Here is a 14,786-nt window from a genome sequence, read left to right as displayed (position 1 = left end):
TTGGGCGGGAGGTTGTGCCGGCGGCGTGGGGTGGTCGGAGGGGTACTGCGGGGGGCGGGGTGTGGGCGGGGGGTCTGCTGCCGGGGGCGGGGGGGGGGGGGGGGCCTGCCCCCCCCCCCCCGCCCGTCGAGGGCCTCGGAAAGCTCAGCGGAGGAAGGGATCCACCGCGACCGCCACGAACAGCAGTGATACGTAGGTGATGGACCAGTGGAACAGCCGCATCTCCTTGAGCTTGCCGCCCGCCTCCTCGTGCTTGGCGCGATGCTGCAGCGCGTGCGCCTCCCACAGCCACCAGCCGCCGGCCACCAGGGCGACCGCCGTGTAGAACCAGCCGGTGTAGCCGAGCGGGGTGAGCAGCAGCGAGACGGCGACCATCACCCAGCTGTAGAGGACGATCTGGCGGGCGACCACCTTGTTCGAGGCGACGACCGGCAGCATCGGCACGCCCACGCGCGCGTAGTCGGCGCGCACCTTCATCGACAGCGGCCAGTAGTGCGGCGGCGTCCAGAAGAACATGACCAGGAAGAGGACGACCGGGGCCCAGGACATCGAGTCGGTCACCGCCGACCAGCCGATGAGGACGGGCATGCAGCCGGCGATACCGCCCCAGACGATGTTCTGCGACGTACGGCGCTTGAGGATCATCGTGTAGACGACGACGTAGAAGAGGAGTGCGCCGAGGGAGAGCCAGGCCGAGAGCCAGTTGACCGTCAGGCCGAACAGGAGCGTGGAGACCGCGGCGAGCGAGAGACCGAAGACGAGGCATTCGCGCGGGCTGACCATGCCGGTGACCAGGGGCCGCTGCGAGGTCCGGTCCATCAGTGCGTCGATGTCACGGTCGATGTACATATTGAGTGCGTTGGCGCCGCCCGCCGAGAGGTAGCCGCCGAGGCAGGTGAGGAGCACCAGCTTCAGGTCGGGCACCCCCTGCTGGGCCAGGAACATCACCGGGACGGTGGTGATCAGCAGTAGCTCGATGATCCGTGGCTTCGTGAGCGCCACAAACGCCATGACACGGGCCCCGAACGGCCGGTGGCTTGGACTGCTGCTCGTCCCGAGCACCCCCGGTGGACGGGATTCGACGGCCGTCACGTACACCCCTGACAGAGACATCCCAGCGAGCCCCGGGTGTGAACTCCCCGTAAAGGCTCGCGCGTACCACGCCACTGTAGACGTTGCCCATACCCCGACATTCGCGGGGGTGGGGTCGTGTTGGAAGGCGTCGCACCAGGGACGCAGCAACGCACTCGCGACGGGCGGCACGAGGCTCGGTTGAGCACTCGGACGAGCGGCTCCGTATTCACTTGCCGAATGAGGAATGGACCGGTCGGGAGGCGGATTCCGGCGACTCCCGGCAGTCTGGAATGACTCGAAAGAACGCACGTACCTACGGGGGTAGGCTCGACAACGGCCGGTGGGCGCACGCGCGCCGGTATTTCGACACGTGGAACATGTGGAGAGGAGCCCTGACCCAGGGTGAGCACCAAGCCGACCACCACAGACCTCGAGTGGACCGAGTTGGACCAGCGGGCGGTGGACACCGCCCGCGTCCTGGCCGCCGATGCCGTACAGAAGGTCGGTAACGGCCATCCCGGTACGGCGATGAGCCTGGCGCCTGTCGCGTACACCCTCTTCCAGAAGGTGCTGCGCCACGACCCGGCGGACCCCGACTGGACCGGACGCGACCGTTTCGTGCTGTCCGCGGGCCACTCGTCCCTGACCCTCTACACCCAGCTCTACCTGGCCGGTTTCGGCCTGGAGCTGGACGATCTGAAGGCCTTCAGGACGTGGGGCAGCAGGACTCCCGGCCACCCCGAGTACGGGCACACCCCCGGCGTGGAGACGACGACGGGTCCGCTGGGCCAGGGTGTCGCCAACGCGGTGGGCATGGCGATGGCCACCCGTTACGAGCGCGGCCTGTTCGATCCGGACGCCCCTCAGGGTGAATCCCCGTTCGACCACTTCATCTTCGCGATCGCCGGTGACGGCTGCCTCCAGGAGGGCATCTCCGCCGAAGCGTCCTCGATGGCAGGTCACCAGAAGCTCGGCAACCTGATCCTGCTGTGGGACGACAACCACATCTCGATCGAGGGCGACACGGAGACCGCGGTCTCCGAGGACACCGTCAAGCGCTTTGAGGCGTACGGCTGGCATGTGCAGCGCGTGGCCCCGAAGCCGGACGGCGACCTCGACCCGCACGCCATCTACGACGCGATCGAGGCCGCCAAGACGGTCACGGACAAGCCGTCGTTCATCGCGATGCGTTCGATCATCGCCTGGCCAGCCCCGAACGCGCAGAACACCGAGGCCGCGCACGGCTCGGCGCTCGGCGACGACGAGGTCGCGGCCACCAAGCGCGTCCTTGGCTTCGACCCGGAGAAGACCTTCGACGTCGCCGACGAGGTCCTCGCGCACACCCGGCAGGCCCTGGACCGTGGCCGCGAGGCCAAGGGCAAGTGGGAGAAGGGCTTCGCTGCCTGGCGTACGGCCAACCCCGAGCGTGCCGCCGAGTTCGACCGCATCGCCGCGGGTGAACTGCCCGAAGGCTGGGAGTCGCACCTCCCGGTGTTCGAGACGGGCAAGGGTGTCGCCACCCGTGCCGCGTCCGGCAAGGTGCTGCAGGCTCTCGGCGCGGTGGTACCCGAGCTGTGGGGCGGCTCCGCCGACCTGGCCGGCTCGAACAACACCACCATCGACAAGACGAGTTCCTTCCTGCCGGCGGACAACCCGCTGCCGGAGGCGAACCCGTACGGCCGCACGATTCACTTCGGCATCCGCGAGCACTCGATGGCCGCCGAGATGAACGGCATCGCGCTGCACGGCAACACCCGTATCTACGGCGGCACCTTCCTGGTGTTCTCCGACTACATGCGCAATGCCGTCCGTCTCTCGGCCCTCATGCACGCACCGGTGACGTACGTGTGGACGCACGACTCGATCGGCCTCGGCGAGGACGGTCCGACGCACCAGCCGGTCGAGCACCTGGCCTCGCTGCGTGCGATCCCCGGCCTGAACGTGGTCCGTCCCGCGGACGCCAACGAGACCGTGATCGCCTGGCGCGAGGTCCTCAAGCGCTACACCAAGGTGTTCGGCAAGGGCGCCCCGCACGGTCTCGCGCTGACCCGCCAGGGCGTACCGACGTACGAGCCCAACGAGGATGCCGCCAAGGGCGGTTACGTGCTCTTCGAGGCCGAAGGGCCCGAAGGACAGAGCACAGCGCCCGAGGTCATCCTCATCGGCACCGGCTCCGAGGTGCACGTCGCCGTCGAGGCGCGTGAGCAGCTCCAGGCCGAGGGCGTCCCGACGCGGGTCGTGTCCATGCCGTGTGTGGAGTGGTTCGACGAGCAGGACCAGGGGTACCGGGACAGCGTTCTCCCGACTTCGGTGCGGGCGCGAGTCTCGGTCGAGGCCGGTATCGGTCTCACCTGGCACCGGTTCGTCGGGGACGCGGGACGCATTGTTTCGCTGGAGCACTTCGGTGCTTCGGCCGATGGCAAGGTGCTCTTCCGCGAATTCGGTTTCACTGCCGAGAACGTCGCATCCGCCGCCCGGGAATCGATCGCCGCAGCCCAGCGCTGACGCTGACATACGACACGTAGGAGATGCAATTTCCATGACAGACGCACTCAAGCGCCTCTCCGAGGAAGGCGTCGCGATCTGGCTGGACGACCTGTCGCGCAAGCGGATCACGTCCGGCAACCTCGCCGAACTGATCGACCAGCAGCACGTCGTGGGCGTCACCACCAACCCGTCGATCTTCCAGAAGGCGATCTCCAGTGGGGACGGTTACGAGCGGCAGCTCACCGAGCTCGCCGCCCGCAAGGTCACCGTCGAAGAAGCCGTCCGCATGATCACGACGGCGGACGTCCGTGACGCCGCCGACATCCTGCGCCCGGTCTTCGACGCGACGCAGGGTCAGGACGGCCGGGTCTCGATCGAGGTCGACCCACGGCTGGCCAACAACACGACGGCGACCGTCGCCGAGGCCAAGCAACTGGCTTGGCTGGTGGACCGCCCCAACACCCTCATCAAGATCCCGGCGACCCCGGCGGGCCTGCCCGCGATCACCGAGGTCATCGGCAAGGGCATCAGCGTCAACGTCACGCTGATCTTCTCGCTCGCGCGCTACCGCGAGGTCATGGACGCCTACCTGGCGGGCCTGGAGAAGGCGAAGGCCGCCGGCCTCGACCTCTCCAAGATCCACTCGGTGGCGTCGTTCTTCGTGTCCCGCGTGGACACCGAGATCGACAAGCGGCTGGACGCCCTGGGCACGCCGGAGGCCAAGGCCGCGCGCGGCAAGGCGGGCCTGGCGAATGCGCGGCTCGCGTACCAGGCGTACGAGGAGGTCTTCTCCTCCGACCGCTGGGCCGCCCTCGACAAGGCCCAGGCCAACAAGCAGCGTCCGCTGTGGGCCTCGACCGGCGTCAAGGACAAGGCGTACAAGGACACCCTGTACGTCGACGAACTGGTCGCGCCGAACACGGTGAACACCATGCCGGAGGCCACTCTTGAGGCCACCGAGGACCACGGTCAGATCACCGGCGACACCATCACCGGTACGTACGAGCAGTCCCGTGCCGAGCTCGACGCGGTCGAGAAGCTCGGGATCTCCTACGACGACGTGGTCCAGCTCCTGGAGGACGAGGGCGTCGAGAAGTTCGCGACGTCCTGGAACGACCTGCTCAAGTCGACAGAGGCAGAGCTCCAGCGCCTCGCCCCCTCGGAGGGCTGAAACCTTGTCAAGCAGCAACCCGCTGCGTGACCCCGCAGACCGACGGCTCCCGCGTATCGCGGGGCCGTCGGGCCTGGTCATCTTCGGCGTCACGGGCGATTTGTCACGTAAAAAGCTGATGCCCGCGGTGTACGACCTCGCCAACCGGGGTCTGTTGCCGCCGGGCTTCTCCCTCGTCGGCTTCGCCCGGCGCGAGTGGGCCGACGAGGACTTCGCGCAGGAGGTCCACGACGCGGTCAAGGAACACGCGCGCACGCCCTTTCGCGAGGAGGTCTGGCAGCAGCTCGTCCAGGGCATGCGCTTCGTGCAGGGCACCTTCGACGACGACGACTCCTTCGAGAGGCTGCGTTCCACGATCGAGGACCTGGACAAGGCACAGGGCACGGGCGGCAACTTCGCCTTCTACCTCTCCGTGCCGCCGTCCGCCTTCCCCGTGGTCATCAAGCAGCTGAAGAAGCACCGGCTGGCCGACCAGCCGAACGGCTCCTGGCGCCGTGCGGTCATCGAGAAGCCCTTCGGTCACGACCTCAAGTCGGCCGAGGAGCTCAACTCGACCGTCGAGGACGTCTTCGCCCCGGACCAGGTCTTCCGCATCGACCACTACCTGGGCAAGGAGACCGTCCAGAACATCCTGGCGCTCCGCTTCGCCAACCAGATGTTCGAGCCGATCTGGAACCGGTCGTATGTCGACCACGTACAGATCACGATGGCCGAGGACATCGGCATCGGCGGCCGTGCCGGCTACTACGACGGCATCGGCGCCGCCCGTGACGTCATCCAGAACCACCTGCTCCAGCTGATGGCGCTCACCGCGATGGAGGAGCCCGCCTCCTTCGACGCGGACGCGCTCGCCGCCGAGAAGACCAAGGTGCTCGGCGCTGTGAAGCTGCCGAAGGATCTGGGCCGGAACACGGTCCGCGGGCAGTACGCGGCCGGCTGGCAGGGCGGCGAGAAGGCCGTCGGCTACCTCCAGGAAGACGGCATCGACCCCAAGTCGAAGACCGACACCTACGCGGCGATCAAGGTGGAGGTGGACAACCGCCGCTGGGCCGGGGTCCCCTTCTATCTCCGCACCGGCAAGCGGCTGGGCCGCCGCGTCACCGAGATCGCGGTGGTCTTCCAGCGCGCCCCGCACTCCCCCTTCGACCACACCGCGACGGAGGAGCTGGGCCAGAACGCGATCGTCATCCGCGTCCAGCCCGACGAGGGCATCACGGTCCGCTTCGGCTCCAAGGTCCCCGGCACCTCCATGGAGATCCGGGACGTATCGATGGACTTCGCGTACGGCGAGTCCTTCACGGAGTCGAGCCCCGAGGCGTACGAGCGCCTGATCCTGGACGTCCTCCTGGGTGACTCCAACCTCTTCCCGCGCACCGAGGAGGTCGAGCTGTCCTGGAAGATCCTCGACCCGATCGAGCGGTACTGGGACAAGCACGGCACGCCCGCGCAGTACCCCTCGGGCACGTGGGGCCCCGTCGAGGCGGACGAAATGCTCGAGCGAGACGGACGGAGCTGGCGGCGCCCATGAAAATAGACCTCACGGACACCACGGCCAGCAAGATCAACAAGGCGCTGGTGCAGGGCCGCCGGGCCATCGGCTCCCCTGCCGTCGGCATGGTGCTCACCCTCGTCATCGTCACCGACGAGGAGAACGCCTACGACGCCCTGAGGGCCGCGAACGACGCCTCGCGCGAGCACCCCTCGCGCACCCTCGTGGTCGTCAAGCGCGTCTCCCGCTCGCCGCGCGACCGCACGAAGTCCCGCCTCGACGCCGAGGTACGGGTCGGCGCGGACGCGGGCACCGGCGAGACGGTCGTCCTGCGGCTCTACGGCGAGGTCGCGGACCACGCCCAGTCCGTCGCGCTCCCGCTGCTCCTGCCGGACGCCCCGGTGGTGGTCTGGTGGCCGGTGGCCTCCCCGCGCGACCCGGCGAAGGACCCGCTGGGGGCGCTCGGCCAGCGCCGGGTCACCGACAGCTACTCGGCGGTCAAGCCCGTCGACGAACTGCGCACCCGCGCCGAGAACTACGAGCCGGGCGACACCGACCTGGCATGGGCCCGGATCACCCCCTGGCGCTCCATGCTGGCCGCCGCCCTCGACCAGGTGGACTGCGAGGTCATCTCCGCGGAGGTGACCGGCGAGGAGTTCAACCCGAGCGTCGAACTGCTCGCCATGTGGCTCGCCGACCGGCTGCACGTCCACGTCCAGCGCGGGGTCTCCGCCGGCCCCGGGCTGACCCTGGTACGCCTGGAGACCACCGGTGGTCCCGTCGCACTGCAACGCCCTGACGGGGCGATGGCCACCCTGACGCTGGAGGGCCAGCCGGACCGCGTGGTGGCGCTCAAGCGCCGCGAGACCTCCGAGCTGATGGCGGAGGAACTGCGCCGACTCGATCCGGACGACACGTACGCGTCGGCGCTGCGGTTCGGGGTGGACCGGCTGGGAGGCGCTCAGTCGACGACGGACCGGTCTCCGCTGCCCACCCGGACTCCGGCGTCCGCCGTGGCGGACTCTGCTTCGAGGACGTCCTCCGCGGCCGCGACCGGCAACCGGCCGTCTCCGGCGCAGATGCCGCCGGCCAAGGGGACGGCTGCCAAGTGAGCACTCCGCAACTGGTCGTCCACCGCGACAAGGAGCTGATGGCCGAGGCCGCTGCGGCCCGGCTGATCACGAAGATCGTGGACGCGCAGGCCTCGCGCGGCTACGCCTCGATCGTCCTCACGGGCGGCCGCAACGGCAACGGGCTCCTGGCTGCGCTGAGTTCGGCCCCCGCCCGGGACGCCGTCGACTGGGCCCACCTCGACCTGTGGTGGGGCGACGAGCGGTTCCTGCCCGAGGGCGACCCGGAACGCAATGACACGCAGGCTCGTGCCGCGCTCCTGGACTCCGTGCCGCTGGATCCCGCCCGGGTGCATCCGATGCCTGCCTCGGACGGCCCGTACGGCTCGGACGTGGAGGCCGCGGCGGAGGCGTACGCGGCAGAGCTCGCGAAGGCTGCCGGCCCCGAGAACCACGGCTCGGTCCCGACCTTCGACGTGCTGATGCTGGGCGTCGGGCCCGACACCCACGTGGCCTCGCTCTTCCCCGAGCTGCCCGCGGTAAGGGAGACCGACCGCACGGTGGTCGGTGTCCACGGCGCCCCGAAGCCTCCGCCGACCCGGATCTCCCTCACCCTTCCCGCGATCCGCTCCGCACGTGAGGTGTGGCTGCTCGCGGCGGGCGAGGACAAGGCCGAGGCCGCGGCGATCGCCCTGTCGGGCGCGGGCGAGGTACAGGCCCCGGCCGCCGGCGCTCGGGGCCGCTCCCGCACCCTGTGGCTCCTGGACGCGGCAGCGGCTTCCCAGCTGCCGCGGTCGCTGTATCCGCCGGCTTCGGCGTGACGGTAGGGGCGGAGGGGGCGGAAGAGGTTTTCCTCGCCCCTCCACCCCTACCCATTCCCGTCCTTCTGGGGCTCCGCCCCAGACCCCGCACCTCAAACGCCGGAGAGGCTGTCTCCAGCCCGTCCGGGGCTTGAGGGACGAGGCGACGCCATCCCGGCCCCCTACCCACCCATGAGGGCGGCGCTCTTCGGCTCCGGGCCGGGGGACATCTTTCAGCCCGTCCGGCGTTTGAGGACGAGGCCGTTCGGGCCGAAGCGGGGGTCTGGGGGCAGCCCCAGGAACAAGGGACGGGCAGGGGCGGAGGGGGCGAAGAAAACCCCCACCACCCACCCGGCTAACGCCCCCGCAGCGCCCGGTACTTGGCCACAAGTGCCGTCGTCGACGCGTCAAGCCCGGGCACATCGGCCCCCTCCGCCAGCGCCGGCTCCACCCGCTTGGCCAGCACCTTGCCGAGCTCGACTCCCCACTGGTCGAAGGAGTCGATGTTCCAGACGGCACCCTGGACGAACACCTTGTGTTCGTAGAGAGCGATCAACTGCCCCAGCACCGACGGCGTCAGCTCACGCGCGAGGATCGTCGTCGTCGGGTGGTTGCCCTTGAACGTCTTGTGCGGCACCAACTCCTCGGGCACCCCCTCCGCCCGCACCTCGTCCGGCGACTTGCCGAAGGCCAGCGCCTGCGTCTGCGCGAAGAAGTTCGCCATCAACAGGTCGTGCTGGGCGACCAGACCGGGCAGCAGATCGGCGACGGGCTCGGCGAAGCCGATGAAGTCGGCCGGGATCAGCTTCGTGCCCTGGTGGATGAGCTGGTAGTACGCGTGCTGCCCGTTGGTACCGGGCGTGCCCCACACGACAGGACCCGTCTCCCACTCCACGGGAAGTCCGTCCCGGTCCACGGACTTCCCGTTGGACTCCATGTCCAGCTGCTGCAAGTAGGCGGTGAACCTGGACAGGTAGTGCGAGTACGGCAGCACCGCGTGCGACTGGGCGTCGTGGAAGTTGCCGTACCAGATGCCCAACAGGCCGAGCAGCAAAGGCACGTTGGACTCGGCGGGTGCGGTGCGGAAGTGCTCGTCCACGATCCTGAACCCGTCGAGCATCGACCGGAACTGCTCGGGCCCGATGGCGATCATCAGCGAGAGACCGATCGCCGAGTCGAACGAGTACCGCCCGCCGACCCAGTCCCAGAACTCGAACATGTTCGCCGTGTCGATGCCGAAGTCCGACACCTTCTCCGCGTTGGTCGACAAGGCCACGAAGTGCTTGGCGACGGCTTCCTGACCGGCCTTCAGCTCGGTCAGCAGCCAGTTCCTCGCCGAGGTCGCGTTGGTGATCGTCTCGATCGTGGTGAACGTCTTCGAGGCGATGACGAACAGCGTCTCGGCCGGGTCCAGGTCCCGCACCGCCTCGTGCAGGTCGGCGCCGTCCACGTTCGACACGAAGCCGACCGTGAGGCCGCGGTCGGTGAAGGAGCGCAGCGCCTCGTACGCCATCGCCGGGCCGAGGTCGGAGCCTCCGATGCCGATGTTGACGATGTTCTTGATGCGCTTGCCGGTGTGGCCGGTCCACTCGCCGGAGCGGACACGCTCGGCGAAGCCGGCCATCTTGTCGAGCACGGCGTGCACCGCCGGAACGACGTTCTCGCCGTCGACCTCGATGACCGCGTCGCGCGGGGCACGCAGCGCGGTGTGCAGCACCGCCCGGTCCTCGGTCGTGTTGATCTTCTCGCCGCGGAACATGGCGTCCCGCAGCCCGAAGACGTCGGTCGCCGCGGCCAGCTCGCGCAGCAGCCTCAGTGTCTCGTCGGTGACCAGGTGCTTGGAGTAGTCGACGTGCAGATCGCCGACCTCAAGGGTGTATCCGCCACCGCGCCCGGGATCGGCCGCGAACAGCTCGCGCAGGTGGGTCTCCGCGAGCTCCTCGCGGTGCTCGGCCAGCGCGGTCCACTCGGGCGTCTGGTTGAGCCTGGAACGGCTTTCTGCGTTCATCTCGGACTTCCGCCTTCTTTCCTGCCTGTGCTGCTGCGTACCTTGCCCCGCTGCCGGTCCCAACCTAATTGATCAGGGCTTGACGTGAGCTGTCGTGGCACCGTCGTCCGGCTCAACAACAGATACGTCCGGCAGGCACCCTGGTATCAGCGAAATGACGGCGAGTGCGAACAGCGCGGCCGCGAGCAGTGCCGGCCCGTTCAGCCCGTAGCCGCCCGCCACCGCGCCTCCCAGCAGGGCACCGACCGGCCCTCCGGACGTCGAGGCCGTACGGACCGCGGAGCTGATGCGGCCCACCATGGCGTCCGGGCTGCGCTGCTGCATCAGCGTGACTTGGTTGACGTTCCACACCAGGTTCATCGCTCCGAGCAGCACCATGCCCACGATGACGGCGCCCAGGTGGCGGACGGTGCCCATGAGCAGCAGCGCCGACGTCTGGACACAACCGCCCAGGAACAGGCTGCCGACCCTCCCTGTCCGGCGCGCCAGCCACGGGGCCAGTGCTCCTCCGGCCAGGCTGCCGACGGAGAAGGCGGTCATCGCGGCCGCGTACTCCACGTTGCCCGCGTGCAGCCAGCGCGTCACGTGCAGGACGAGGGTGGCGATGAGCGCGCCCATGCCGATGTTGCACAGCAGGGTGGCCACGCACACCGCCCGCAGCACCCGGTCCTGCCACAGGACGCGCAGCCCTGCGGCTATCTCGGCGCGCAGGGTGCTCCCGGCCGGACGCGGATCCCGCGCGGGCAGCCGTATCCGTAGGGAGGCCACCAGCGCGGCGGCCAGCAGATAGGTGACCGCGTCGGCCGCGAACGGCACGGCGGCCCCGGCCACCAGCAGGAGAGGCACGAGGGGACCGGCCAGCAGGCCGCCGGCAAGCTGCTGCCCGGTCATCAGCCGGGCATTGGCGCTGCCCAGCTCGGCACGGTCCACCAGGGACGGCAGCAGGGCCGTGGAGGCGTTGTCGAAGAGTGTCTGGAGGGTCGTCAGGGTGAAAGCGAGCACGATCAGGACGACGATCGAGGCGTGCCCCAGCCCGACGGCGAGGGCGAAACAGGCGACCAGCGTGCCCCGTACGACGTCCACCGCCCACATCGCACGCCGCTGGTCGACCCGGTCGGCGATCGCCCCGCCGAGCAGACCGAAGAGGAGCCAGGGCAGATAGCCGCAGGCCGTGACGGAGGCAACGACCAGCGGATCGTCGCTGAGGTGCACGGCGAGCAGCGGCAGCGCGGCGGTCCGCAGCGCGTCGCCGAACCGCGACACCACAGCCGCGGTCCACAGCCGCCCGAATCCCCCGCGCCACGCGGGCGCCCGTACCCCCGCCAGCTCCGTCGCCGTCACAACGCCCCCTTCGGTTCCGTCACTTCAAGAACCGTAGAGGGCACCACTGACAAGCGAGCCGTTCACCGTCGAGCCACTGACAAGGTAACCGTTCACCGTCGAGCCACTGACAAGCGAACCGCTCACCGTCGAGCCACTGACAAGCGAACCGCTCACCAGCGAACCGCTCACCGTCGAGCCACTCACCGTCAAACCACTGACAAGCGAGCACGGACAAGCGGACTCGACGCATGACGAGCGAGCCGCAGGTGAGTCACGTCGGACCCTGCGCGCGATACAGCTCCGGCCAGGCGCCCAAAGGCACCCGGCCGGTTCTCAACCCCTAGATCTCGCCCCGCAGTTTGGCGAGCGCCTCGGCGAGGATCGCCTCGCCGTCCGCGTCGCTGCGCCGCTCCCGTACATACGCGAGGTGCGTCTTGTACGGCTCGGTGCGCGGCGGGGCCGGCGGGTTGTCCCGGTCCTGTCCGGCGGGAAAGCCGCAGCGCGGGCAGTCCCAGGTCTCGGGAACCTGCGCGTCGCTGGCGAAGCTGGGAACCGTCTCGTGCCCGTTGGAGCACCAGAAGGAGATGCGCAGCCGCGGCGCGGACTCGCCACGCTCGGCCTCGCCCATCGGCCCCGCCCCGACCCGGCTTCCTCGGATCGCGTTGCCACTTGCCACGGTCGTAACTCCCTGCGTAATGGTGCCGCGAAGCGAGTCGGCGTGACGCTTCGCTGCGAGCGCCTCAGTCTACGTAAGGCCCAACGCGCGTCCAGTGATTGGAGTTACACCCCCGCCCCTAGACGCAAGCCCCATGATAGGTCGCGATTTACGTCGCGTACCGAACATGGGGCCTTACGTGCGCAAAGTGCGTGCGTTATGTGCAGTTGTACCGATGTGCGTCGGCCAATGTCGGCCGTTGGTCAGTTGTTGACCTTCATCAGGATGCCGAGCGTGACGATGCACGCGAACCAGAGCAGACCGATCACCACGGTGATGCGGTCAAGGTTGCGCTCGGCGACCGAGGAGCCACCGACGGACGACTGCATGCCGCCACCGAACATGTCGGAGAGGCCGCCGCCCTTGCCCTTGTGCATCAGCACCAGCAGCATCAACAGCCCGCTGAAGACGATCAGGGCGATCGAGAACCCCATAACCACGGCTGGACCAACTTCCTCGGATCTGGACGGACGACGGGGGCCGGGTGGTTGCCCACCTGGCCCCCGCAAGGGTACGACGGATCGCCGCTACCGCATACTCGCGACCGCGAGCCTTCGGCTCACTGGTCCCGGAAACGGACGATCTTCACGAACTCTTCGGCGTCCAGGGAGGCACCGCCGACCAGCGCACCGTCGATGTCGGGCTTCGCCATGATCTCCGCGACGTTCCCGGACTTCACCGAGCCGCCGTACTGGATACGGACGGCGTCGGCCACTTCCTGCGAGTACAGCTCGGCGAGCTTGCCGCGGATCGCCGCGCAGACCTCCTGGGCGTCGTCGGCGCCGCAGACCTTGCCGGTGCCGATGGCCCAGACGGGCTCGTACGCGATCACGACCGACTCGGCCTGCTCGGCGGGGAGGTCCTTGAGACCGCCCTCGACCTGGCTGAGCGTGTGTGTGACGTGGTTGCCCGCCTCACGGACGTCCAGCTCCTCGCCCACGCACAGGATCGGGGTCAGGCCGTGCTTGTAGGCGGCCTTCACCTTGGCGTTGACGAGCTCGTCGGTCTCGTGGTGGTACTGGCGGCGCTCGGAGTGGCCGATCGCCACGTACGTGCACTTCAGCTTGGCCAGTATCGGGCCGGAGATCTCGCCGGTGTAGGCCCCGGAGTCGTGCGCCGAGATGTCCTGGGCACCGTACTTGATCTTGAGCTTGTCGCCGTCGACGAGGGTCTGCACGGAGCGCAGGTCGGTGAACGGCGGCAGGACGGCGACCTCGACGGCCTCGTAGTCCTTGTCCGCGAGGGCGAAGGCGAGTTTCTGGACGTGGGCGATGGCCTCGAGGTGGTTGAGGTTCATCTTCCAGTTGCCCGCCATCAGCGGCGTGCGCCCAGAGGAAATAGATGGAGCCATGTAGGTCAGTCCTCCAGTGCGGCGAGGCCGGGGAGCGTCTTGCCCTCGAGGTATTCGAGGGAGGCGCCACCGCCGGTCGAGATGTGGCCGAATGCCGTCTCGTCGAAGCCCAGGATGCGGACGGCGGCGGCGGAGTCGCCACCGCCGACGACCGTGAAGGCCGGGGAGTCGAGAAGGGCCTGGGCGACCGCCTTGGTGCCCTCGGCGTAGTCGGGGTGCTCGAAGACGCCCATGGGGCCGTTCCAGAAAATGGTGGCCGCGTCGGCGAGCTTCGAGGCGTACAGGGCACCGGTCTCGGGACCGATGTCGAGACCCATCCGGTCGGCCGGGATGGCGTCCGCGGCGACGGTGGTGGGGTTGGACGGGGCCTTGGTCTTCAGGTCCGGGAACTCGCCCGCGGTCACGACGTCGACCGGGACGACCAGCTCGACGCCGTTCTTCTCGGCGCGCTCGACGTACTCGGTGACGGCGGCCAGCTGATCGTCCTGGACCAGGGAGGCGCCGATCTCGTAACCCTTGGCCTTGAGGAAGGTGAAGGCCATGCCGCCGCCGATGAGGATGCGGTCGGCCTTGCCGAGCAGCTGGTCGATGACGGCGAGCTTGTCGGAGACCTTGGAGCCGCCGAGCGCGACCACGTAGGGGCGCTTGACGTCCTCGGTGAGCTTCTTCAGGACGCCGACCTCGGTGGCGATGAGGTAGCCCGCGTAGTGCGGCAGACGCGCCGGGAGGTCGTACACGGAGGCGTGCTTGCGGTGTACCGCGCCGAAACCGTCGCCTACGTAGATGTCCGCCAGGGCGGCGAGCCGGTCGGCGAACTCGCCGCGCTCGGTGTCGTCCTTGGAGGTCTCGCCGGCGTTGAAGCGCAGGTTCTCGATGACCGCGACCTGGCCGGGCTGCAGGCCGTTCACCGCGTCGTGCGCGGCGGGGCCGATGGTGTCCTGGGCGAACGCGACCGGGGCGCCGAGGAGTTCGGCGAGCCGCTCGGCGGGCTGCAGCAGGGAGAACGCCGGGTCCGGGGTGCCCTTGGGGCGGCCCAGGTGCGAGGCGACGACCACCTTGGCGCCCGCGTCCGCGAGGGCCTTGACGGTCGGCAGGACGGCGCGGATGCGGCCGTCATCGGTGATGAGGCCGTCGGCCAGCGGCACGTTCAGGTCGGCGCGGACGAAGACCCGCTTGCCGTCCACGCCTTCGGCGAGAAGTTCGTCGATCGTCTTCATGAAAGGGACTCCTAGGGGGCTCTTCGGATCCGAGAGGGCTGATCGATCACTACGTAGCACAGGGCTCGGGCAGCGCACGCC

12 protein-coding genes are annotated in these 14,786 nt (G+C 69.0%); 5 read left to right on the top strand and 7 right to left on the bottom strand.

What is annotated here, in order from left to right; translation table 11 throughout:
* Positions 1-144: 144 nt before the first annotated feature.
* Positions 145-1,098 (bottom strand): heme o synthase, encoded by a 954-nt coding sequence (locus ACFWP7_RS41745; protein WP_384393605.1) that lies wholly within the window; start codon positions 1,096-1,098, stop codon positions 145-147.
* Positions 1,099-1,476: 378 nt separating this feature from the next.
* On the opposite strand from ACFWP7_RS41745, the gene tkt reads away from it, so the two are divergent.
* The 5 genes from tkt to pgl are packed head-to-tail and all read left to right on the top strand — an operon-like array spanning position 1,477 to position 8,112.
* Positions 1,477-3,579, top strand: a complete 2,103-nt coding sequence (gene tkt / locus ACFWP7_RS41740) for a transketolase (protein ID WP_384393597.1) — start codon at positions 1,477-1,479, stop codon at positions 3,577-3,579.
* A gap of 34 nt (positions 3,580-3,613) precedes the next feature.
* Positions 3,614-4,732, top strand: coding sequence for a transaldolase (gene tal / locus ACFWP7_RS41735; RefSeq protein ID WP_384393594.1), 1,119 nt, complete (start codon positions 3,614-3,616; stop codon positions 4,730-4,732).
* A 4-nt stretch (positions 4,733-4,736) separates the two neighbouring features.
* A complete protein-coding gene (gene zwf / locus ACFWP7_RS41730; protein ID WP_384393591.1) occupies positions 4,737-6,260 on the top strand; it encodes a glucose-6-phosphate dehydrogenase in 1,524 nt (507 codons plus the stop codon).
* Positions 6,257-7,333 carry a glucose-6-phosphate dehydrogenase assembly protein OpcA gene (gene opcA, locus ACFWP7_RS41725; protein ID WP_384393588.1) on the top strand — a complete coding sequence of 359 codons (1,077 nt, stop codon included), beginning with the start codon at positions 6,257-6,259 and terminating at the stop codon, positions 7,331-7,333. Before zwf ends, opcA begins: the two co-directional genes overlap by 4 nt.
* On the top strand, positions 7,330-8,112 hold the full coding sequence (gene pgl, locus ACFWP7_RS41720; protein ID WP_384393585.1) for a 6-phosphogluconolactonase: 783 nt from the start codon (positions 7,330-7,332) through the stop codon (positions 8,110-8,112). Before opcA ends, pgl begins: the two co-directional genes overlap by 4 nt.
* 334 nt (positions 8,113-8,446) lie before the next feature.
* Here pgl and pgi read toward each other — a convergent pair whose 3' ends face one another.
* The 6 genes from pgi to ACFWP7_RS41690 all read right to left on the bottom strand — a co-directional run bounded on the left by pgi (position 8,447) and on the right by ACFWP7_RS41690 (position 14,705).
* Positions 8,447-10,099, bottom strand: a complete 1,653-nt coding sequence (gene pgi / locus ACFWP7_RS41715) for a glucose-6-phosphate isomerase (RefSeq protein ID WP_384393582.1) — start codon at positions 10,097-10,099, stop codon at positions 8,447-8,449.
* 72 nt (positions 10,100-10,171) lie between these two features.
* On the bottom strand, positions 10,172-11,440 hold the full coding sequence (locus ACFWP7_RS41710; RefSeq protein WP_384393579.1) for an MFS transporter: 1,269 nt from the start codon (positions 11,438-11,440) through the stop codon (positions 10,172-10,174).
* Between the two features lie 322 nt (positions 11,441-11,762).
* A complete protein-coding gene (locus ACFWP7_RS41705) occupies positions 11,763-12,098 on the bottom strand; it encodes an RNA polymerase-binding protein RbpA (RefSeq protein ID WP_082412914.1) in 336 nt (111 codons plus the stop codon).
* Between the two features lie 242 nt (positions 12,099-12,340).
* On the bottom strand, positions 12,341-12,571 hold the full coding sequence (gene secG / locus ACFWP7_RS41700; protein ID WP_266465805.1) for a preprotein translocase subunit SecG: 231 nt from the start codon (positions 12,569-12,571) through the stop codon (positions 12,341-12,343).
* Between the two features lie 125 nt (positions 12,572-12,696).
* Positions 12,697-13,452, bottom strand: a complete 756-nt coding sequence (tpiA, locus tag ACFWP7_RS41695) for a triose-phosphate isomerase (RefSeq protein ID WP_384393600.1) — start codon at positions 13,450-13,452, stop codon at positions 12,697-12,699.
* 41 nt (positions 13,453-13,493) lie between these two features.
* Positions 13,494-14,705, bottom strand: a complete 1,212-nt coding sequence (locus ACFWP7_RS41690) for a phosphoglycerate kinase (RefSeq protein WP_384393576.1) — start codon at positions 14,703-14,705, stop codon at positions 13,494-13,496.
* Positions 14,706-14,786 lie beyond the last annotated feature (81 nt).

The organism is Streptomyces sp. NPDC058470 (assembly GCF_042721055.1).
In the GTDB taxonomy this organism is placed as follows: Bacteria; Actinomycetota; Actinomycetes; order Streptomycetales; family Streptomycetaceae; genus Streptomyces.
The sequence above is the reverse complement of the archived record's forward strand: the minus strand, read 5'-3'. Positions and strand labels throughout refer to the sequence as shown.

Coding starts and splice junctions, on each gene's coding strand:
- tal (WP_384393594.1), top strand. CDS start 3,614: ATGACAGACGCACTCAAGCGCCTCTCCGAGGAAGGCGTCGCGATCTGG.
- opcA (WP_384393588.1), top strand. CDS start 6,257: ATGAAAATAGACCTCACGGACACCACGGCCAGCAAGATCAACAAGGCG.
- pgi (WP_384393582.1), bottom strand. CDS start 10,099: ATGAACGCAGAAAGCCGTTCCAGGCTCAACCAGACGCCCGAGTGGACC.
- secG (WP_266465805.1), bottom strand. CDS start 12,571: ATGGGGTTCTCGATCGCCCTGATCGTCTTCAGCGGGCTGTTGATGCTG.
- tpiA (WP_384393600.1), bottom strand. CDS start 13,452: ATGGCGGGCAACTGGAAGATGAACCTCAACCACCTCGAGGCCATCGCC.
- ACFWP7_RS41690 (WP_384393576.1), bottom strand. CDS start 14,705: ATGAAGACGATCGACGAACTTCTCGCCGAAGGCGTGGACGGCAAGCGG.